This is a genomic window from Porphyromonas endodontalis (assembly GCF_052173515.1).
Taxonomy (GTDB): Bacteria; Bacteroidota; Bacteroidia; order Bacteroidales; family Porphyromonadaceae; genus Porphyromonas; species Porphyromonas endodontalis_A.
In genome coordinates this window covers 46282-67330 of the sequence record NZ_JBQMYL010000001.1, presented here as the reverse complement: position 1 = coordinate 67330, position 21049 = coordinate 46282, and the positions used below count along the sequence as shown (strand labels likewise).

At 46.7% G+C, this 21049-nt stretch carries 18 protein-coding genes; 17 read left to right on the top strand and 1 reads right to left on the bottom strand.

The genetic code is table 11. The annotated features are described in order from the left end of the window. Positions 1-100 precede the first annotated feature (100 nt). From ACTTHR_RS00270 to ACTTHR_RS00190, 17 genes are all read left to right on the top strand, one after another. Positions 101-1213 (top strand): acyltransferase family protein, encoded by a 1113-nt coding sequence (locus tag ACTTHR_RS00270; RefSeq protein WP_442604770.1) that lies wholly within the window; start codon positions 101-103, stop codon positions 1211-1213. Between the two features lie 76 nt (positions 1214-1289). Then, on the top strand, positions 1290-2597 hold the full coding sequence (locus tag ACTTHR_RS00265) for a peptidase U32 family protein (protein WP_442604769.1): 1308 nt from the start codon (positions 1290-1292) through the stop codon (positions 2595-2597). Between the two features lie 30 nt (positions 2598-2627). After that, positions 2628-3041, top strand: coding sequence for an acyl-CoA thioesterase (locus ACTTHR_RS00260; RefSeq protein ID WP_314812541.1), 414 nt, complete (start codon positions 2628-2630; stop codon positions 3039-3041). A 214-nt stretch (positions 3042-3255) separates the two neighbouring features. Further along, positions 3256-4290 (top strand): hypothetical protein, encoded by a 1035-nt coding sequence (locus tag ACTTHR_RS00255; protein ID WP_442604768.1) that lies wholly within the window; start codon positions 3256-3258, stop codon positions 4288-4290. Then, the gene (locus ACTTHR_RS00250; protein WP_442604767.1) at positions 4290-4847 is read left to right on the top strand and encodes an RNA polymerase sigma factor; all 558 of its coding nucleotides are present in this window, start codon (positions 4290-4292) and stop codon (positions 4845-4847) included. Before ACTTHR_RS00255 ends, ACTTHR_RS00250 begins: the two co-directional genes overlap by 1 nt. Positions 4848-4909: 62 nt before the next feature. Continuing rightward, positions 4910-6187: a hypothetical protein gene (locus tag ACTTHR_RS00245; protein ID WP_442604766.1), complete on the top strand. Its 1278-nt coding sequence runs from the start codon at positions 4910-4912 to the stop codon at positions 6185-6187. Between the two features lie 17 nt (positions 6188-6204). Further along, entirely contained in the window at positions 6205-6861 is a 657-nt protein-coding gene (locus ACTTHR_RS00240) for a hypothetical protein (RefSeq protein ID WP_442604765.1), read from the top strand. A gap of 468 nt (positions 6862-7329) precedes the next feature. Continuing rightward, positions 7330-9939, top strand: a complete 2610-nt coding sequence (gene gyrA / locus ACTTHR_RS00235) for a DNA gyrase subunit A (RefSeq protein WP_442604763.1) — start codon at positions 7330-7332, stop codon at positions 9937-9939. Between the two features lie 118 nt (positions 9940-10057). Further along, the gene (locus ACTTHR_RS00230) at positions 10058-11254 is read left to right on the top strand and encodes a tetratricopeptide repeat protein (protein WP_442604761.1); all 1197 of its coding nucleotides are present in this window, start codon (positions 10058-10060) and stop codon (positions 11252-11254) included. Positions 11255-11317: 63 nt separating this feature from the next. Then, positions 11318-11992, top strand: a complete 675-nt coding sequence (locus ACTTHR_RS00225) for a porin family protein (protein ID WP_304285819.1) — start codon at positions 11318-11320, stop codon at positions 11990-11992. Between the two features lie 107 nt (positions 11993-12099). Next, positions 12100-12624: an NAD(P)H-dependent oxidoreductase gene (locus ACTTHR_RS00220; RefSeq protein ID WP_304285820.1), complete on the top strand. Its 525-nt coding sequence runs from the start codon at positions 12100-12102 to the stop codon at positions 12622-12624. A 61-nt stretch (positions 12625-12685) separates the two neighbouring features. Beyond that, positions 12686-13411: a cell division ATP-binding protein FtsE gene (locus tag ACTTHR_RS00215; protein ID WP_304285821.1), complete on the top strand. Its 726-nt coding sequence runs from the start codon at positions 12686-12688 to the stop codon at positions 13409-13411. A 53-nt stretch (positions 13412-13464) separates the two neighbouring features. Beyond that, a complete protein-coding gene (locus ACTTHR_RS00210; protein ID WP_442604758.1) occupies positions 13465-14832 on the top strand; it encodes an aspartate kinase in 1368 nt (455 codons plus the stop codon). Positions 14833-14857: 25 nt separating this feature from the next. Further along, positions 14858-15760: a 1,4-dihydroxy-2-naphthoate octaprenyltransferase gene (menA, locus tag ACTTHR_RS00205; RefSeq protein ID WP_442604757.1), complete on the top strand. Its 903-nt coding sequence runs from the start codon at positions 14858-14860 to the stop codon at positions 15758-15760. Positions 15761-15811: 51 nt separating this feature from the next. Further along, positions 15812-16867, top strand: a complete 1056-nt coding sequence (gene porQ / locus ACTTHR_RS00200) for a type IX secretion system protein PorQ (protein ID WP_442604756.1) — start codon at positions 15812-15814, stop codon at positions 16865-16867. A 30-nt stretch (positions 16868-16897) separates the two neighbouring features. Then, positions 16898-17608 (top strand): (d)CMP kinase, encoded by a 711-nt coding sequence (gene cmk, locus ACTTHR_RS00195; protein ID WP_442604755.1) that lies wholly within the window; start codon positions 16898-16900, stop codon positions 17606-17608. Then, complete coding sequence (locus ACTTHR_RS00190; protein WP_442604754.1) at positions 17605-18501, top strand: 4-hydroxy-3-methylbut-2-enyl diphosphate reductase; 897 nt, start codon at positions 17605-17607, stop codon at positions 18499-18501. The genes cmk and ACTTHR_RS00190 overlap by 4 nt, the downstream gene beginning before the upstream one ends. A 316-nt stretch (positions 18502-18817) precedes the next feature. On the opposite strand, the gene ACTTHR_RS00185 is transcribed toward ACTTHR_RS00190, so the two are convergent. Then, a complete protein-coding gene (locus ACTTHR_RS00185; protein ID WP_442604753.1) occupies positions 18818-21049 on the bottom strand; it encodes a hypothetical protein in 2232 nt (743 codons plus the stop codon).

The following is a 21049-nucleotide window of genomic DNA, read 5'->3' as shown; positions in this document are numbered from 1 at the left end:
CCATACAAATCGCAGTATTCTTGGGAATTCATCCCTCCCAAATTATAGAGGAGCATCAAAAGTCCTATGTAAATTAGCTTTTCACTCAAGTAAAAATACCATGTCTACAACGTACAATCGCAATGTTGATCTTCTCAAAGGGGTAGCTATACTTCTTGTCGTCGTAGGACACTCTTTCTACTTTTCTTTCATCGAACATGAAAGCGCGATAGCATTCATAGCCCTAGCGAGTATACACATGCCCCTATTCTTTGTTATATCGGGGTATCTGTCAGGATGTAAAAACCCCAGCACTGCGAACTTAACATGGATTCCTAAATACATCAAATCCAAAGCACAAAAATTACTCCTACCGCTCCTTATCATACCCGCCTTGTATGCCTTATGCATGAATGCGAATGTCGAAGCGGCTCGAGTATATTACCTAGAGTCCATTGTACCTAGTACGATGCATGCAGGGTATTGGTTTACGCTGGCCCTATTCCAAACATTCTTGTTCTTTCTTCTCTTCAAGGTTCTGATCCATTTGACTATTAAGCTACCCTTTTTCTCTCGAAAGGGAGAAAATTTGTTCCTAGAGCTTTTCTGGATGATTGCAATCATCCTACTTGTCCGTCTCTTTATAGCTCCCAGTCTACTCACGAGCCACGAAAGAATCTACAAAATGATTAGCTTTTCTAAAGTCGATGACTTGCTTCCCTATTTCTTCATAGGGTACTTACTATCTAAAAAAGAAAAGTACATCTCTTTACTCAAGTCCCCCATACTTGTGGCGATTGCAGCTTGTCTGTTTTTCCTGTTTTTCTACGATAAGATTGCCTACGATCGCTGGAGATACGACTATGTCATAACCATTTCGGGCTTAATTATCCTCTACAATGTAGTGACACGGCTACACTTCAGAGATGGAAAGAAAACCATTTCTCATCTATTCATCTACTTAGGTAAGAACTCTCTTCCTATCTACCTCATACACTATTTCCTCCTTCCTGAGCTTCCCATGGTCAAAGAATTTCTAGATCAAATTGGGAACCCCAACCGAATATTCCTTGTCGAAACAACACTAGCAACCCTCAATGCCCTCTTCGTGATCGGCGCCTCCTTATTTGTTACTAAAGCGATTCGACTGAATAAGTATCTTGCATTTTTGCTCCTTGGGGATAACTTACCTCAAAGAGAACGCTTCAAAGGAAATTCTCAAGAGGAAGCGTAGTGTATACGTCATTATAAGAGTTACGCCTATATGGCAAAATAACTATTTTTTGTGAGCCATATACTACCTTTGTAGCATGAAAGAGATCGAAATTGCAGCAAAAACAGAGCTACATTCTCTAGAGATAATGGCTCCGGCAGGTTCATACGAATCCTTAATGGCAGCCATCAACGCCGGAGCTGATAGCATTTATTTTGGCATTGAAGGGCTTAATATGCGCTCCAAAAGTGCCTATAACTTTACGAGAGAAGACCTTTATAAGATCACTGAGATCTGTCGCAAAGCCGGGGTAAAGAGCTACCTAACCGTCAATACCATCATTTATGATGGTGATATGACCTATATGCGGCAACTCATTGACGATGCAGCGGCAGCCGGCGTATCGGCTATCATTGCCTCCGATGTTGCGGCTATGACCTATGCACGCAAAGTAGGAGTAGAGGTACACCTCTCTACACAACTTAATATATCCAATACAGAAGCCCTGCGCTTCTATGCCCAATTCGCCGATGTAGTGGTACTTGCCAGAGAACTCAACATGGAGCAAGTGAACGCCATACATCAGGCGATAGAAACAGAACCAATTACAGGCCCCAAAGGCGAGGCGATCCGCATTGAGATGTTCGCTCACGGAGCCCTCTGTATGGCTGTATCAGGCAAATGCTATTTAAGTTTGCACGAGCTGAATAAGAGTGCCAATCGAGGATCGTGTGGACAGATTTGCAGACGAGCTTATCGCGTATATGACAAGACGAGCGACGTAGAACTAGAGGTGGAGAACGCCAATATCATGTCACCCAAAGACCTCAAGACTATTCATTTCCTAAACAAGATGATAGATGCCGGAGTACGCGTCTTCAAGATCGAGGGGCGAGCACGAGGGCCGGAATACGTAGATACCGTAGTACGGTGCTACCGAGAAGCGATAGAGGCAATCTGCGAAGGCTCCTATACTCCCGAGCGCATTGCGGAGTGGGATGCTCGGCTATCCACTGTCTTCAATCGGGGCTTTTGGGATGGATACTATTTGGGGCAACGTCTTGGAGAATGGACGCCTATTTATGGCTCAGCCGCTACCAAACAAAAGATATACAAAGCCAAAGTGACCAACTACTTTAGCAAACTAGGAGTAGCAGAGCTAAGCCTAGAGGCAGGCAGTTTGGCTGTAGGGGATGAAATCCTAATCACGGGACCAACAACCGGCCTGGCACGCATCACTTTGCAAGAAATTCGCTTCGATCTACAGCCCGTAGAGCGAGGGGAACAAGGTACACGGGTATCTATCCCTGTTCCCTCTAAGGTGCGCCCCGGAGATCGTGTATACCTCTTCGAGGAGCGGACAGAGCGGCAAGAATCCTTTGGAACAGAAACACCAAACAAATAAATATAAACCATTAAACCTACTAATAGAGAGATGAAAGACCAGAATTACCTCTTCTCAATTGATCTAAAAGTACGCGACTACGAGTGCGATTTGCAGGGCGTTGTAAACAATGCTAACTACCAACACTACATGGAGCATACCCGTCACGAGTTTCTGGAGTCGCTGGGGGAAAACTTTAGTGCAATGCACGATGTGGGTATCGATGCTTTTGTGTATAAGGTATCCATTACCTATAAGAAGTCGCTTCGCAGCGGAGATTACTTTAAAAGCGCGCTCAATTGCTACAAAAAAGGAGCTAAACTCATCTTCGACCAATACATCCTATTCCCCGATGGGACAGTGAGCGCCCAAGGGGAAATAGAAACAGTTGCTGTACAGAATGGCGTAATCACCCGAGGGGAAGTATTCGACAAGTTACTAGAGGGAATAGACTCGAATAGATAAAATTTATTCTACTCATTTTTAGACAGATAGCGAGGTTGAGAAAATATTTTTCTCAGCCTCGTGCAGTATTTAGGGGTTTCGTGCATTTACTCTATAGAAGCCTCTCCAAACAGGAAGAGTCCGAGGAAGGAGTTTCTAAACAACAAGAAACAGAAAGAAAAAGCTAAGGCAAACAAAATAGAAGTTCGCGAGGGAGCGAAGCAAAGACGAAGTAATGAATCCAACGAGCCCAACACACCAACACTCCGGAATGCGCCCAACACACCAACACACACTGCGCCATACTAAGTTTTTGTTCTTACTCCTGTTTGTGGTCACGATTAGCGGTTGTTCCCTGGGTCCTCACGAAGGCCTCATTTGGGATTATCGTAACGAAAATCTTGAGATTGCTCTTGTTGATGATAAAGGGCAATCGCTGATCGACCCAACAACTGACGAGGGGCTCGCCCTACTCGACTCTATCTCCATTGATTACGATGGTAAAAACTATCCCCTTCACGATCGTATCAATAGAGGCTTGCGTGCAATGATAGAGGGATACAGAGACTTCTTTTTACGCCAAAACTCGGGTCGTTACGTTCTTAGCTTTGGGGAGTTCCAACCTAACTATAAGGATCTACAAGTATTGTACCTTAACCTCCCCGGCGGGGAACGTCGCCGCATCTCCTTTATCCACACCCTCAAAGGGAATAGATTCAACAGTTCGGTTTGGATTGACGATGAGCTGGAACCTCAAACCAAAGAACTGAACAACGTAATCATTCACCCTCAAAACAATGGAGCCGCTTTCCGTGTATCGAAGAATGCAAAAGCAGCCCCTGTCACCTTATATATCCACCCGCGCTTGCCGGATAGCTGCCTTTACAAAGACAATCTAACAAATGATCTCTCTATTCCTAGAAAGGAATATTCGTTCTACAAGATTACTTTCCGTGGCAAAACTTACCCCCTCTTAGAAGGGAATAAAATAGAAGGACTAGGGCTCACAACAGGCAACAGTCGTTTCCTCCTCGCCCACCAAAATCATTTCAAATCTCCCTATTTAGCTTTTGGTCCTTTCCGACCCGAGGATGATATACACAATGCAGAAATCGTTGTTAGCTATCGTGGTAAAGAACATACAATCTTGCTCAACTGCTACCTCAACGAGAAGAAAGAATCTGTATATGAAGCCTGGTTGGGTGACGAAAACAAGAAAAATATTTTCTACTTTCGCAGCGGACCACTTGTAGAAGTAGACTGGAGGTAATGACAGAGCAGGAATTGTGCGATGGCTGTAAGGCTGGTAATCGGGAAGCATACCGAGAGCTTTACCATAACTATGCACCATTCTTGCTACACCTAATACAGCGGTATGTAGGAGACTTAGAAATTGCAAAAGATCTGATGCACGATGCTTTTCTTTCTATTTATCAGAAGATAGAAAAGTTCGAATACCGAGGAGAAGGTTCTCTAAAGGCCTGGCTCTCACGCATCTGCCTCAACGACAGCCTCATGTGGCTCAGGCAAAAGCAACGCATTACCATACACTCCCTTGATGAGGAACTGGATGCAAATCAAGAGATACCCTACGATACCCCACAAGAAGAAACAATAGAGAGTATCAGCGAAGAGGTGCTACAAGGCTTTATACGCGAGCTCCCCGATGGCTATCGTACCGTCTTCAATCTCTACGTTTTTGAGGAAAAGTCCCACCGAGAGATAGCCCAGTTGCTCAACATTAATGAGCGCTCCTCCTCCTCCCAATTAGCACGTGCTAAGAAGCTATTAGCGCAGAAAATAACCTCTTGGCAGTGCAACAACTAAACAACACACCACACCTCCTTCTCCCAAAGAGAGAAGAGCTAAAGAGATAAGAACTCGATAGAATGAACAACAACACACCACAGAAACCGCTAGAGCCTTGGCTCCAAGCTCTCAAGAAAAAGGTGGCAGATGCTCCTCAAAAGGAGAGTCTACCCTTCGATCTTGATGCTGAATGGAGCAAGCTCGAAGCGAGTTTGCCCAAAGCGTCTACGCCCCTCGCAGCACACAAGGGGGGCAGACTCCTTAGGTTCAAAAAGTGGTCTGGAGTAGCCGCCTCCGTAGCTCTGTTGCAGCAAGGGGCTAAGATACTTCGCTATAAGGGTTATGGTGCAGTAGCTGCCGCCACCCTGGTAGTAGGGATTGCCGGGCTTACTTGGGTGATGCTTAAGAAGCCCAATATGCCCCAAGAAAGCCCAACGCCCGCAATTGCACAGAACGAAATTGTAGAGCCCTTGGTTCCTTTAGCTCCGGAAACGATAGAGGAAATCCCCTCCTCTCCGGTATCTCCCCAACCCTCTCCTATAGCAAAAAAAGAGATGGTAGAACAGCCTTTTGTAGAGACACAACCTCAGGCAACTCAAAGCGAGGAGTCCCTGCCTCAAGAGGAGACTCTCCCGACTGAGAAGGCTCCTAGAAATACATTTATAGGTCCGGAAGCTCCTGAGGATAGAAATCCCCGACGAGAATTGATAGCTGATGCCAACCCACGCACCAGCTCTCAAATAAGAGCGGGACTATTTGTAAGCAATGTGGCGGCTTCAAAAAGACATGGCGACATGTCATCCCCGGCGGGTAGTGAGTCTCAGCTTATGTCGCGTACTCTCAATCAACCCATATCCATCCCAGGGTCGGCTTTTGCCTATGAATCAGCCTCTTTTACACACAAACTCCCATTCAACTTGGGAGCTAAAGTAAGTTTCGGTCTAGGTCGTCATTTCTCTCTAGAGACAGGGCTGGTCTATACCTTTTTGCGCAGTGATCTAAACAACTACAAATCCATGGGGCATAGGGCAATGCAGCAAATCCACTACCTCGGTATCCCCATTGGATTTAATTTTGCATTCTACAAAAATCAAGATTTCCGCGCCTATGTAGGAGCCTCGGGGCGTTTGGATAAAGCAATAAGTAGCACCTTGATGGGAGAAAACCTTGGAGAAAACCCATGGCAAATCTCACTACAGGGGAAGATGGGGCTATCCTACGATATTGTACCCAACTTGGGTCTGTTTGTAGAAACAGGAATGGCTTATTACTTCGATGACCAAAGTCGTCTACAAACATTCTACAAGCAGCATCCCCTAACCTTTGCAATATCTGCAGGTATCCAATTAAACTACTAAACTGATTTTATATGCTTATGAGAACAAATCTTCTACGCAACTTTCTATTGGGTTCTCTCACACTCCTAGCTTTTTCAATTAAGCCTCTACAAGCTCAAACGAGTGAAAACACACCGGTAGTTTCTACTACTCCGGAGGTATCGTCTTCCCTCCGCACTCACAACAACATGTGGTACTTCAAGCCTTTTTCTCTCCTCTATGGAGCTCAAGTTGGCTATATGAATAATGTGCGTGATCGCGTTTTTGTTGGAGGAGAAGTTGCTTTTGGTGCCTGGAATGGAGCCCCCTATTCCATAATGGCAGTCCCTTCTCTCCGCTATTACTATAGGCTGGGAGACATTACTCGTTCTTTTGCTGCATACATCTCACTAAAAGCACAAATAGGTTGCTACTATAGGCTAGCAACAAAGACTCCTTACGATCAAGAGAAAAGTAAAAGTACCGCTCTATTCGTAGGAGCCGGGATAGGAACCGGATTCCAAATCGCTATTGACAAAGCAGGGAGACTCCACATATTCTCAGAAGGGACACTCCGCCTCAATAACCTCGAAGGCGATAGGGAGTTGCCCTCTCTGGATGGCGACCACAATTTTAGCAGCAGACTAACCTACTATACCATGATGTGCCCCACATCGCCTATTGAGTTATCAATCGGGGTTTCTTACTTATTCTAAAAACGATCTAAAAGATAAGACACACACCTTCACTTGATTTGAGGTGGGCTACTATTCTTTCCCGAGGATAGTAGCCCCTTCTGTTTTTCTCCCCAAATAAGTTTTTGAAAAGGCTCTCCGAGCTAGGTCTATCCTCATTTCGATCTGCCCCTCATACTCCCCCTGAGAATCTATCGTAGCTTCTCCCTTCAGTCTACAAGGAGAAAGGGAATGTAAAAGCAAAAATTATTGTACCTTTGGGATCGGTATAGGCTGCTACTCCGAGCGGGAAAAGCACGTAGAAAAAGAAAAAAATGCACCCAAAACTCCCTTAGGGAACTGGGTGAAAACGAAATAAAAATAGACTGAAAAGGGGAAGCAAAAGCACCCTACATTGGAAAGAAAATTAGCGTACAAATTTAGGATACAACTCCTACCCTTCTCTAAGGGAAGAGACTAAGGAGAATTGCAACCTAGAGCACTATAGATATGGAAGATATAGAAGATCGAATAATAAAGATCGACATAGAGACCGAGATGAAAACAGCCTACATTGACTACTCAATGTCGGTAATTGTGTCCCGTGCTCTACCTGATGTTCGCGACGGATTTAAGCCTGTACATAGGCGCGTACTCTACGCGATGAATGAGATGGGCAACGTATACTCTCAGCCCACACGTAAGTCTGCCAAGGCGGTTGGTGAGGTACTTGCAAAGTACCACCCCCACGGTGATAGTGCCGTGTACATGACCTTGGTACGTTTGGCCCAGCCTTGGAACCTCCGATACACGTTGGTAGATGGCCAGGGGAACTTTGGGTCGGTAGACGGAGACTCGCCCGCTGCAATGCGTTATACGGAGGCTCGCCTTACAGAACTTGCCGGGGAAATGCTGCGTGATATTGATAAGGAAACCGTCGACTTCCAAAATAACTTTGACGATACTACTCAAGAACCAACAGTACTCCCAACGCGTTTCCCCAACCTACTTGTCAATGGGGCTTCGGGGATTGCTGTAGGGATGGCTACCAATATGGCTCCCCACAACCTGAGGGAGTGTATTGATGGGTGCGTTGCTTACATTGATGCAGGAGGTGCTCTAGAGGTAGCTGATCTTATGCGTTACATCAAGGCCCCAGACTTCCCCACAGGAGGGTTTATCTATGGCTATGCCGGAGTAAAAGAGGCTTTTGAGACAGGTAGAGGACGTATCGTACTAAGAGCTCGCACAGAGATAGAGACCGATAGCAATGGTCGTGAAAATATCATTGTAACAGAGATTCCCTATCAAGTAAATAAAGCCCAACTTGTAAGCGATATTGCTCAATTAGTTAATGAGCGTCGTATCGAAGGGATCTCCAATATTAGTGACGAATCAAGCGGTAAGGGCGGTATGCGCATCGTAATAGAAGTAAAGCGCGATGCCAACGCTTCGGTGGTGCTCAACCATCTTTTCAAGCTCACTCCCCTACAAAGCTATTTTAATGTAAATAACATTGCGCTCGTAAAAGGGCGCCCCTGCCTACTCAATCTGAAGCAACTCATCGGAGAATTTGTAGATCACAGGCATGACGTAGTGCGTCGCCGTAGTATCTTCGACCTCCGAAAAGCACGAGAGCGTGCACATATCCTAGAGGGGTTGCTCATTGCGGTAGACAACATTGATGAGGTTATCCACATCATACGCTCTTCCGAGAATGCTCAGGAGGCTCAAGAGCGACTTCGTGAGCGTTTCGAGCTATCGGAGCTACAAGCTAGAGCCATTGTAGACATGCGTCTGCGTGCTCTTACGGGACTTGAGAGCGACAAACTCCGCGCAGAGTTTGACGAACTCATGAAAACGATCCAGTACCTCGAAGGTCTTCTTGCCGATGACAATCTGCTTATGCAGGTGGTGAAAGACGAACTACTAGAGGTTAAAGAGAAGTTTGGCGACCCCCGTCGTACTGAGATTGTCTTCTCTAGCGAGGAATTCAATCCCGAAGATTTCTATGCAGATGATGAGATGATCATAACCATCTCACACCTAGGATACATCAAGCGTACTCCCCTAAGTGACTTCCGTAGCCAAGCACGTGGCGGGGTCGGATCAAAGGGTTCGACAACGCGCGAAGAGGACTTCATTGAGTACATTTACTCTGCCTCTATGCATGCCACTCTACTACTCTTCACGACCAAGGGTAGGTGCTTCTGGTTGCCCGTCTACAAGATTCCGGAAGGAGCAAAAAGCACCAAAGGACGAGCAATCCAAAACATCCTCAACATAGAGGCGGACGACCGCATTACGGCCTGCATCCGCATCAAGAAACTCCAGAAGGACCCCGAGTTTGTGGCTTCGCACTACCTCGTGTTTGCGACCCAGCAGGGGATGATCAAGAAAACTCCGCTAGAGGCTTATTCTAACCCCCGAAGCAAGGGTGTATTCGCCATCAAACTAAACGAAGGCGATAGCGTAGTAAGCGTTCGCCTCACCAATGGTAAGACTGAGATACTTCTTGCCAACAAGGGAGGGCGTGCTATCCGATTCCCCGAAAGTAAAGTACGCTCAATGGGGCGCGTTACCACCGGAGTACGTGGGATGATCTTAGACGAAGGAGGAGAAGACGCCATCGTAGGAATGGTAGCACTCAAAGACCCCGAAAAAGAGACTATCTTGGTAGTAAGTGAGTGCGGTTATGGCAAACGCACGACCCTCGATAGCTACCGCATCACCAATCGCGGCGGTAAGGGGGTGAAGACTATGCAGATCACAGAGAAGACAGGATCCCTCGTGGACTTCCGCTCCGTAACAGACGAACTCGACCTAATGATCATCAATCGTAGTGGAGTGGCTATACGCATGCCTATGTCTTCCATCAACGTGATAGGACGTGCTACCCAAGGGGTTAAGCTCATCAACCTATCAAGCCGAGGAGACGAAATTGCCTCTGTATGTATTGTTGCCAGCGAAGAAGCTGAAGCAGAAAAAGCCCTACTAAAGGAAGGAGCTTCCGGTGAAGAAGTAAACCTCACCTCCGAAATAGATTCTAATGATTACGAGGAGATAGAGGACGACCTCCAAGAACAAACATCAGAAACAGAAGAGGATAAAACAGAATAACAGAACAAAAAGAACTTACCATAGAGGGAAGAGGAACCTATCGAACCTCTCCTATCTCGTAGGATCCTTACTCACTAAGGTCAGTGTAAAGCGTATAAACTATAAAAAACTATTCGCAATGAAGACAACGAAGAAAGTAATGTCTATTGTATTGACAGCCCTCATGACTAGTGGGTTTGCCATGGCACAAAAGGCTAATGTAAAGGGAGCTGAGAAGATTGCCGATAAAAAAGGAGATTACAACGAAGCTCGTGCTCTTATCAAAGCGGCTCTCGAAAACGAGGAAACAAAGGGCGACCCCAAAACAATGTACATTGCAGGGTATGTAGAAGAGAGCAACTTTACAAACGAAAATGTAAAGCAACTAGAGGGAGTAGAGCCCGATCGTGCTCAGATGAATAAGGCCCTTCTAGATATGTTTGGCTACTACATGGGTACCATTGATATGGAGACTGCCGCCAATGGTGGTAGTACAGCACCTGGGAAATATGGTAAGAAGATTAAGGACGCTTTTGCCAATAACCTTCTCTATTTCATCAATGCAGGGGGGTACTACATGGAGAAGCAAAATTACAAAGAAGCTCTCCGTGCGTTCTCAGCATTCAAGCAAATAAAGAAGCTTCCTATGTTTGTAAATACTCCGATAGCAGCTGTAGACTCCAACTCCATGATGGTGGATTTCTTCTCTGTGATCAATGCTTATCAAACAGGGGATAAGCAACTTACCATCAAGCTTGCGGAGGAAATCAAAAATGTAGAATACCGTCGTAATGATCTTATACAGATCCTCTCTCAAACCTATCTTGAGAGTGCTGATACGGCAAAATACATTGCAACAATGCAAGAAGGGCTTGCCTTGTATCCTAACGAATCGTACTACTCAGTCAATCTTATCAATACCCTCATACAGATGGGACGCACAGAGGAAGCTATTTCTCTTTTAGCCTCTGCCATCGAAAAGGCTCCTAACAACGCTCAACTCTATGACGTAATGGGGAAACTCTATGAGACAACCGACGAAGACAAGAGTCTTGAGTGGTATGGAAAGGCTCTCGCTATTGACCCTGAATTCACGGAGTCGAACTTCAACATGGGACGCGTGTATTACAACAAAGCTGTAACTCTTAAGTCGAGCGACAAGTACGATGCAGCTACCGACAAGAAGATTACCGAACTCTTCCAAAAAGCGCTACCCTACTTAGAAAAGGTATACGAGAAGAATCCGGATCAGTGCTACTACATACTTGCTCAAGTGTACTACAATCTCAAAATGGGAGATAAGTACGACGTTATCAAAGCTGCCTATGGGCTATAATTGATAGTTGTAAAAGGACAAGGCTATAAGAAATTTAATCTGTAAGACATCATAAAAAATTTATTGGTTTCTCTTGCTGTTGCTCTCATCTGCACAGCAACAGCGTCCGCACAAATGTTCAATCTTCGTGTAGAAGCAGGGCCTGTATTTTCATTTTCTTCACTCGCCGAACATGGTACTAAAGTCCACAGTGCAGGCACAAAAGTAGGATATCATGTAGGAGCATTGGCAGATATAAGTCTTACTAAGGGCCTTTATGCAAGTACAGGATTATCCTTCGAAATGAAAGGGAGCAAGGATCATTCTTACCTGGATGGGAAAACTTTGAAAGTCAGCAAAGAAGCCCTGAATGAGATTACAATGCACTATCTACAGGTCCCCATTAATGTAGGATATGGCCTATCTCTCACTCCCAGCATTCGTTTCGCAGTACAAACTGGGCCTTATTTTGCTGTAGCTCTAGGAGGTACGCAAAAAACAAAATCCAGGATTACAGAAGCAGTAAAGAGCTTCAATATATTCAAGGAAGGGGTCTTTGGGCTTGATAAGCCCAACCGCTTCGATCTTGGGTGGGGAGCTTCTGCTATGCTATATCTTGGCAGCATTTATGGCACCATAGGGGCAGACTTTGGCTTCCTCAATGTAGCCCAAACAGATCCGTCAGGAATTGCAAATGAGCTAAAGGGGTTGTCACTGAAGAACTCTACCGTTCATATCGGACTTGGCTATTGCTTCTAAAGCATCTCGCCTGTAGAGAAAATAGTTTGTAACTTTGCGGGGGAATACGTATTGGGGTATCTCAATGGGTATTTCCCCTTTGATATTTATAAAAACGGCATTTGGCAATGAAAAAGACTCTCGTAATAGTGGTTCACCCCACACTCTCCACCTCAACTATAAATAAGGCTTGGAGCGAAGCTGCTTGTGGGCATGCTACGCTTCATTTTCTCTACGATGCTTATCCCAATGGAGCCTCTTTTGATATCGCCGCCGAGCAAGCTCTCATCGAAGCTCATGACCGCATTGTTTTTCAATTCCCACTCTATTGGTACGCAGCACCCTACCTACTAAAAAAATGGCTCGACGAAGTTATTACTTACGGCTGGGCATATGGCGAAGGCGGTGATAAGATGGAGGGAAAAGAGCTAGCAGTAGCAGTCTCCTGTGGAGGGAAGAAAGAAGAATTTTCCGAAGGAGGAATACAATGTCATTCCTTGGCTCATTATATGCAGATTTTTGACGGGATTGCAGCTTTTGTTCGGGCTAAATATATTGGGTTTCATGCCCTATACGACTCTTACAATCCGGCAACAATAGAAAAATTGGCAGCCAATTGCAGTGAGTACGTTAGGTTTCTAGAGCAAGACTAACCTACAAAGAGACCTTTCGTTTGATTTCCACAAAATAGCAACCATACAAAGAGAGAACACTATGACAAAGAAATCTGCTTCTACAGAGTACACCGTGCATCTAGAAGGGGTACAGGTGGCTCGCGCAGAAAATCAACTTATACACAATGTTACGATACGTCTGGCGCATAACGAATTTGCTTACCTATCGGGACCTGTGGGGGGAGGTAAGAGTTCTCTCTTAGAGCTTCTCTACGGAGAGCTTCCCCACACCCAAGGGAAAGCTTATGTCTTGGGCTATAATCTAGCTCACCTCAAGCGCAATGCTCGCCAGGCTCTTCGCCGTCGGATGGGTATTGTATTCCAGTCTTCGGATCAATTACTTTACGATCGTACAGTAGCAGCCAACCTCGACTTCGTACTTCGTGCTACCGGGAAATACCCTCGTCTCGAACGCCAGCAGCGCATAGAAGAGGTTCTCGACAAAGTTGGGATGCAGGGTAAAGGTTACAAGATGCCCCACGAACTCTCGGGAGGGGAAGCCGAGCGTATTTGCATTGCACGCGCACTCATTGTCAAGCCCGAGCTTATCTTGATGGATGAACCTACAGCAGGACTAGACCCCCAAACCGCTCTATCCATCGGACAACTTGTGCAACAAATATCTAAGGAGGGAACGGCTGTGCTCATGGCAACACACAACCACGAACTCATGCGAGAACTCCCCGCGCCCACCTACACCATAGACGCTACTTCTCGCTCTTTACAGCTCTCTTTCCCCGAGGGGATGGAGCCTACAGAGGCCTAATTCGGTTCTATCCAAAAGGCTCTTTCTAGTTATCTTAATCTCTACGATACCCTATGATTGTACTCAAGTTTGGCGGTACTTCGGTAGGTAGTGCACAACGTATACGGGCAGTGGCACACTTGGTCTCTGCTATTGCAGGGCGCAAAATCGTGATATTATCAGCAATGTCCGGAACCACGGACGCTCTCGTTCAGCTAGCACAGCGGATTATCAATGCCCAGTGGCAAGAGGCCGAGGAGGCTGTTGCTGCCCTAGAGGCTCGCTATCATTCTGTGATAGAGGAGCTCTTTGAAACACCCGCCCTCCGTAAAGAAGTATGGCAAGCCTTAGCTCCCATTTTCGCAGAATTACAGAGCCAAACGCACAACGAGGCTTTTACTCAGAACGACGAAAAGCGTATTCTCTCTCGGGGGGAAATCATCAGTACCACCCTTATGGCATTTACTCTGCGCGAGTATGAAAATCTAAATGCCGTACACCTTGATGCTCTCTCCTTTATGCGTATCAACCACAATGGAGAGCCCGAGCCACAACACATAGAAAAACATCTAACCCCCTTACTTACAGCAGCGCCCGACCCCAATGCTCTCTTCTTGACAGAAGGGTATATCTGCATCAATGCCTTCGGCGAAATAGACAATCTACGCCGTGGAGGAAGTGACTATACAGCTACCCTTGTAGGAGAGGCAGCTCATGCTAAAACGATAGAGATTTGGACAGATATAGATGGGCTCCATAATAACGACCCTCGGGTTGTAAACGTAACTAGCCCTGTACGCCGTCTCCACTTTGGCGAAGCTGCGGAGCTAGCACACTTTGGCTCCAAAATACTCCACCCCACTTGTATAGAGCCGGCTCGTCGTGCCAATATCCCAATACGCCTACTCAATACACTCGACCCACAGGCTCCCGGTACCCTCATTTCGTGTGAGACCAGTCGCGATATGGTCAAAGCTGTATCCGCCAAAGACGGGATTTCCCTTCTCACTCTACGCCGCCACCCTCATATTAAGAGTGGGTCTCCTCTATCCGATTATATTATTGCTATTACCCAATTGATTGCAAAACATAACCTGTGTGTAGACCTCCTGACAACGATGGGGGATAGCTATCTCATCGCCGTAGAGGAGGCTCCCGAGGTTGCCCTTTTTGCAGAAGAAGCCGAGGAATGGGGTTCTGTTCTCTACCAAAGGGATATGACAATCGTTGCTGTTGTGGGGGATATGGGCTGGGATCGCATGGGCTTCGAGTCCCGCATCCTAGATGCCATTGATGATATTCCCATTCGTATGATCTCCTACGGAAGCAGTAATTACAGCCTTGTACTTGTAGTGGGCTCTGTAGACAAAAAGCGTGCTATGATTGCGCTCTCCGATCATCTGTTTGCCAATATCAATCTACAGTCTCCCGAAATTGGCTAAGCAGCCTAGCGTCTACTACTCCTGCATGACACTACGACAAGTCCTACACCTCGTCCGTCCTCATACCCTACCCGCCTCCGTTGCCCCCGTCGTTACGGCTCTTGCTCTTGCAGCCTTAGATGGGTTCTTTTGCCCTACAACCGCCATTCTCACCGTGCTAGTGGGGGTATTAGCTCAAATCGTAAGCAACATTGCAAACGATCTATTTGATTTCAAAAAGGGAGCGGACGGAAAGGATAGAAAAGGCTTTGAGCGACCTCTTTCCCTTGGTAAGGTTAGCTATCGGGAGGTCAAATGTCTACTTATTATCAGCATCGTTGCAACCGCTCTTACGGGCATTGCCTTAATCCTACTTACCTTCCCTTGGCTTTCCATTGTGGGGGCACTCGTTATCCTAGGAGCCATTGCCTATACGGGAGGCCCCTTCCCTTTTGCCTATCATGGTTTGGGAGAAGTTATGGTGTTTCTCTTTTACGGATTGGTAGCCGGTGGGGGTACTTACTACATCCAGAGTGGGACACTCTCCTGGGAAGCTATAGCACTTGCCTCTGCCATGGGGTTTGCCAGCTGCAATATACTCGTTGTCAATAATTATCGCGATGTGGCAGAAGACGCCCTCTCGGGGAAGCGCACCCTTTTCGTACGCTTTGGAAAGTCTCTTGCCCCCAAGCTCTACCTTGCCAACCTACTCTTATCCGTACTTCTCCTATTCCCCTTTTATTCTATTATAGGGATGCTATCTTCGGGGATTTATCTTGCCCAAATGATGCACCTACAACGTACAATGCTCCATACAGAGGGAGCGCAGCTCAATAAGGTACTAGTACGAACGGCGCAAGGAGTCGTGCTTTTTGCCCTCAATGCGTTGATTGTAATCTTCGTTCACTACCAATGGGGCGCGGCTCTCGGAGGGTTGCATCATCACTAAACCTCTAGGCGGAATATACTACAGAGAATGCATAACACGTTAGTAGGATATATGGAAAGAAACAATCCTCTCTCCCCTCTCATGGCACATCTCTCGGTGGAAAAGATCTTTTCTACCCCTCTTCTTTGGGCAGTATTGCTCGTACTTTTACTCCCAACTTCGCGCGCTAAAGCTCAAGAGAGGGAACAGTCTTTTACGTTCCTCAATATTCCAACATCAGCCCAAACAATGGCTATTGGCGGGCTAGCCCTCACCTATGTAGATGGGATGGATGGGCAAGCTTTTGACAACCCGGCTCTATACGGAGAAGAAGCCGCAGGGCGCCTATTTCTCTCCTACCTCAACTACATGTCGGGGGCACATGGCGCCAACGCTATGTATGGGCTCCCCGTGGGTGAGCGCGGTGCGTGGGCTGTGGGCGTGAGAGCTCTGAACTATGGGAAACTTACAAGCTACGACAAAAACAACATACAAGGCTCTACCTTCTCCGCTACAGACGTTGCTCTGCAAGGGGTATTCAGTTATGAACTAACTGATAAGCTACGAGGAGGAGTTGCCCTTAAGATGCTATACGGCAATATCGAACGCTGCAATAGTTTTGGTGTTGCGGTAGATGCCGGAGTGAGCTATTACGATGGAGAGAAAGGTCTCTCTTTGGGTGCTGCAATCACGAATGCCGGAGCAACAATCAAAGGATACAGTGAGAGAAAGACTCCTCCGGCTTGGGATCTCAGGCTCGGTTTCTCCCAACGCTTTCTACATGCCCCTTTTCGCATCCATGCTACAGCCTATGGACTTAATCCTGTCATCCTCCGCTCTTCGCTCAGCACCTCCCAAAAGTTTATGACTCGCCTCGTTCGTCATTTCACACTGGGAGCCGAGTACCTTATGGACGATAAACTGTGGATTGGTCTAGGCTACAACCCTAGAGTTGCTCAAGATCTCAAGGTACAGAATGGCAATCTCCTCTCAGGGTTTTCTCTTGGAGTTGGCTTCAACCATCGCGCATTTCGCCTAGGGATCGCAGCTTCGCGCTACCATCCGTCTTCTCTTAGCCTCATGGTTACGTTTTGCACGAACTTTGGTAGCGATCAGTATGTTTTCTAATCAGGATAATTCATATAAGTCTCTCTTCATATGACGGATAGGAAGATCACGATTGCCATTGACGGCTATAGCTCCTGTGGCAAGAGTACAATGGCGAAAGCCCTAGCTAAGTCTCTGGGATACATCTATATTGATAGTGGAGCCATGTATCGCGCTGTTACACTCTACTCTCTACGACACGGGATGTGGAACCAGGGGGAAGTGGATCAAGAGCGCCTAGCTAAGGACATGCCTCAACTCAAGGTAAGTTTTAAGCGAGACAGCCAAGGACAACTACGTACACTACTCAACGACGAGGATGTAGAAGAAGCTATCCGCACGATGGAGGTATCCAATCATGTTAGCCCCATTGCCGCACTTCCCTTCGTGCGCTCAGCATTAACCCTACAGCAGCAAGCCCTAGGAAGAGAGAAAGGAATTGTAATGGATGGGCGAGATATCGGCACCACCGTTTTTCCGTTTGCCGAACTTAAGATATTTGTCACTGCTCGCCCCGAGGTACGTGCCCAGCGTCGTTTTGACGAACTACGAAGCAAAGGGGACACGACCTCTACCCTTGAGGAGGTCCTCACCAACCTAAAAGAGCGAGATCACATCGACTCTACTCGTGCCGTTTCTCCGCTACGCCAAGCCGAAGATGCCCGAGTGCTCGACAACTCAGAGCTCACCCTAGATCAGCAAGATGCAGTTGCTCTCTCGTGGGCTAGAGAGACCATTGCCCAGTGCTCTGCCTCAAAATGATCACCATCGAAATAGATCATCGGTCGGGTTTCTGCAACGGTGTCGTTCATGCCATCAAGAAAGCCGAGCGAGAGATGGCCTCAGCTCCTGAGGGAGAACTCCTCTATTGCTTGGGGGATATTGTACACAACAAAAATGAAGTCGATAGGCTCGAGAGTATGGGGCTTGCCACCATCGATTACGAGCAATTCAATGCTCTCCGTGGCAAACGTGTACTCTTTCGGGCACATGGGGAGCCACCTGCCGTATATCAAGCCGCCCGAGAGCGAGGAATCACAATTGTAGATGCGACCTGCCCCGTAGTGCTCCAGCTGCAAAAGCGAATCCGCAAATACTATCAAGAGGGAGCAGCACAGCACACCCAGATTGTCATATTTGGCAAGAGAGGACACGCCGAAGTCAATGGACTAGTAGGGCAAACCAATGGAGAAGCCATCGTGATACAAGAGCCTGAAGAGATTGAGCAACTCGACTTCTCTCGCCCCATCTCCCTTATATCCCAAACGACAATGTCTCTCGAGACCTTTGGAGAAATTGTAGAGAAAATTAAGGAGCGAATGCACCCGGGCGTAGCCTTTACCTTCGCCGACACCATCTGCCGACAAGTAGCCCTCCGCATCCCACACATCCAAGAGTTTGCCCTGTGTCACGATCGCATTTTCTTCATTGCGGGCAAGAAGAGCTCGAATGGGAAGGTGCTATTTGAGAAGTGTCGCTCAACCAATCCTCAGACCTTTTTTCTCGGCTCCCCCGAGGAACTAACCCCCGATATGCTACCATCCGGAGAAGACGAAAGTATCGGTATCTGCGGGGCAACCTCCACTCCAAGATGGCAAATGGAGGCCCTAGCCAAGCATCTACAGCAGCTGCTCCCCAATAGCCAAATCCGCTAAGCAGGGGGGCTTCATCCTCCCATCTCTTTTCCCGAATCTAAACCTGAATTTTACAGATTTCTCCTTACTAAAATAACGATCCGTCTAGTAAGAGATTATAAATCTTCCGTCCCCACCCGAAATTTCGACACGTCAGGATTTACTTTTCAGCACGTCATAAATCATTTTCCAAGTATGGAAAATGATTTTCGGCACCTCAGAAGCGGTATAGGATCCTGAAAAAGAATTACAGTCTCCACAAAGAGGGGGTATAATACAAGTGAGGGTCGGACAAGTCCGACCCCCACAAAATTGAAATTCGTACTAGGCTCTAATATTAGATAACCTTGCTGACTACATGACCGATACGTACGATGTAGGCATCCTCGCCGGGAAGAGCTACTTCTATTTCACGATCACCAAGTTCATTTCTGTACACAATTTGTCCCATTACGTCATAGACGTAAACGGCATCCCCATTAGGATTGGAAATGGAGAGGACTCCATTAGCCAAACGAGCTGTAGGCTCCGTAAGAACAAGTGGAGTATTTGCAGTAACATTGCGTACCAATCCCATTTTTGAGAAGTCACTCACGATAAGATCTCTTTCAGTAGCCTTAACAGCCTTAACTCGGTGATAGAGAGCATCACCCTGTACATCCTCGGGTACAGTCACATCAATCGAAGTACCATCGAAAAGAGGCTCACCAAAGTATGGTGCAAGGTAAGACTCTCCCTTCTTAAAGTTTTGTGTTACCTTGAAGTTATCCACAAAAAGATACTCGGGCCCTTTGACTGCGAAGAGAGCAATGATAGAACGCTTGCTACCATTCTTAAGTTGTACTCGATAATCTTGCCAACGATTGATAATGGGCATCTCATTCTCCTCAGCGGGATATACAAGATCTGCCTGCTCATAACGCTCTGTCTCTTCGTTGTAGTTGAAGAGGGCAAGAGCAGCTTGTGGGAATTGGTTACTTTGCTTGGCATAGGCACTATAGAGACTCATAGAGACATTCACCACGCCACCTCCATGTGAGAGATCTAACTCAGGAGACTGCATAGAAGCACTAACTCCATGGTTGATGTACTGCCAGCCATCAAAGCCGACATAGTCCGTACAGGGAGAGTAAGAGTACATCTCCCATCCCGGCATATGGAGGTCTTTCGGGAATGCTCTACTATAGCTACCCGAGGGATGATTGTCTACTGACCATCCGGTAGAATTGCCCTCAAGATCCTTAACACCGGTGAAGTCCTCATCAATAATTGTAATCTCGGCGTCTTGGTATACTCGTCTATCATGATAAGCCATATAAGTATAGCGACCTGCGGAGGGTACCCCAGACCAAGATGCAACATAGCGTCCTGCTGTGAGTTCAGACACATCCTTGAGTTCAGGTTTAGCAATGCCATTTACAGCCTGATCAACAGAGTGGTAAGACTCTTTTGTTCCCTTTGCTGCGCGTACGTTATAGTAGTAAGTGTACTGAGGCTCAACACCCGTTACCTTGTAGCTAGTGCCTTTCACCTCTTGTCCTACGATCACATCCTTACGTACCATAGGTTGCTGCCCCATAGGATTGGGAGGGTACATTGGATCGGGTTGCATACAGTAGACATCAATGAAATAGCGATCAGCTCCTTCAACGGCTTCCCAATTGGCAACAAAGCTATCACCCGTGAAGCTGGTGTGAGGAGTAACCTTTGGAATAGGTAGATTGGGCTTCATTTTGAAAATCTCAACATCGTCGAAGAGAATATCAAAATGGAAATCTCCTGTCTCAGCAATTTCTCTACTCTTAGGCATTACCATAAAGCCCATGTTGACAATGGTGCTGTGTCCGGCACCGGCAAAAGTCATTTCATACGTATTCCATTCTTTCGAAAGCGTAGTGATCTCAGGAGTAAGCTTACGTAGAACATCCCACGAACCTTTATAAGTTGGGAAATCACTATCGCAATACCAAGAGGTCTCGGCTGCTTCTACAAATAGCCGTACAGCACAAAGCTCTGGATCAATCTCCTGCGTCACCTTAGCCCTAAAGCGTAGAACAATGATATTATCACTATTGGGCTCCTCCTCGTGGAGAATTACATTCTTAAGATCTAGAGGTGGCGTATTAAGTTTTGCACCCTCCTTACTCCCTAGGTGGATAGTACCTCCGGCAGCGTGGGTATAACCCTTGCCCTTACACTCTTCAAAGGTAAGATCCTTGAAAGATCCACCCCAACCACGCCAATGGGTATACTTAGGGTCTATATTTTGCCATATGCGATACTTATAGGTCCCATCAGGAGCACAGATGGTACCGACAGTGTCCGGTTCGGCCTCTGTACCGGCAGTCATTAGCGAGAAGTCCTCTCGGTGGAAGAGGGTTAACTTGCCCATAGATTCCGAGGGATGAGAGCCTTCCCGAAGAACCGATGGTTCATTTACGACTCTAATCTCCACCCCCGTATCGCGAAGATTAAGATTAGCTTTTCGGCTCTGAAGTTTCTGAGCCGAGAGCGACGCTACTGTTGTCATCGATAGGACAACAGACATAAGTGTAATCGTTCTTTTCAT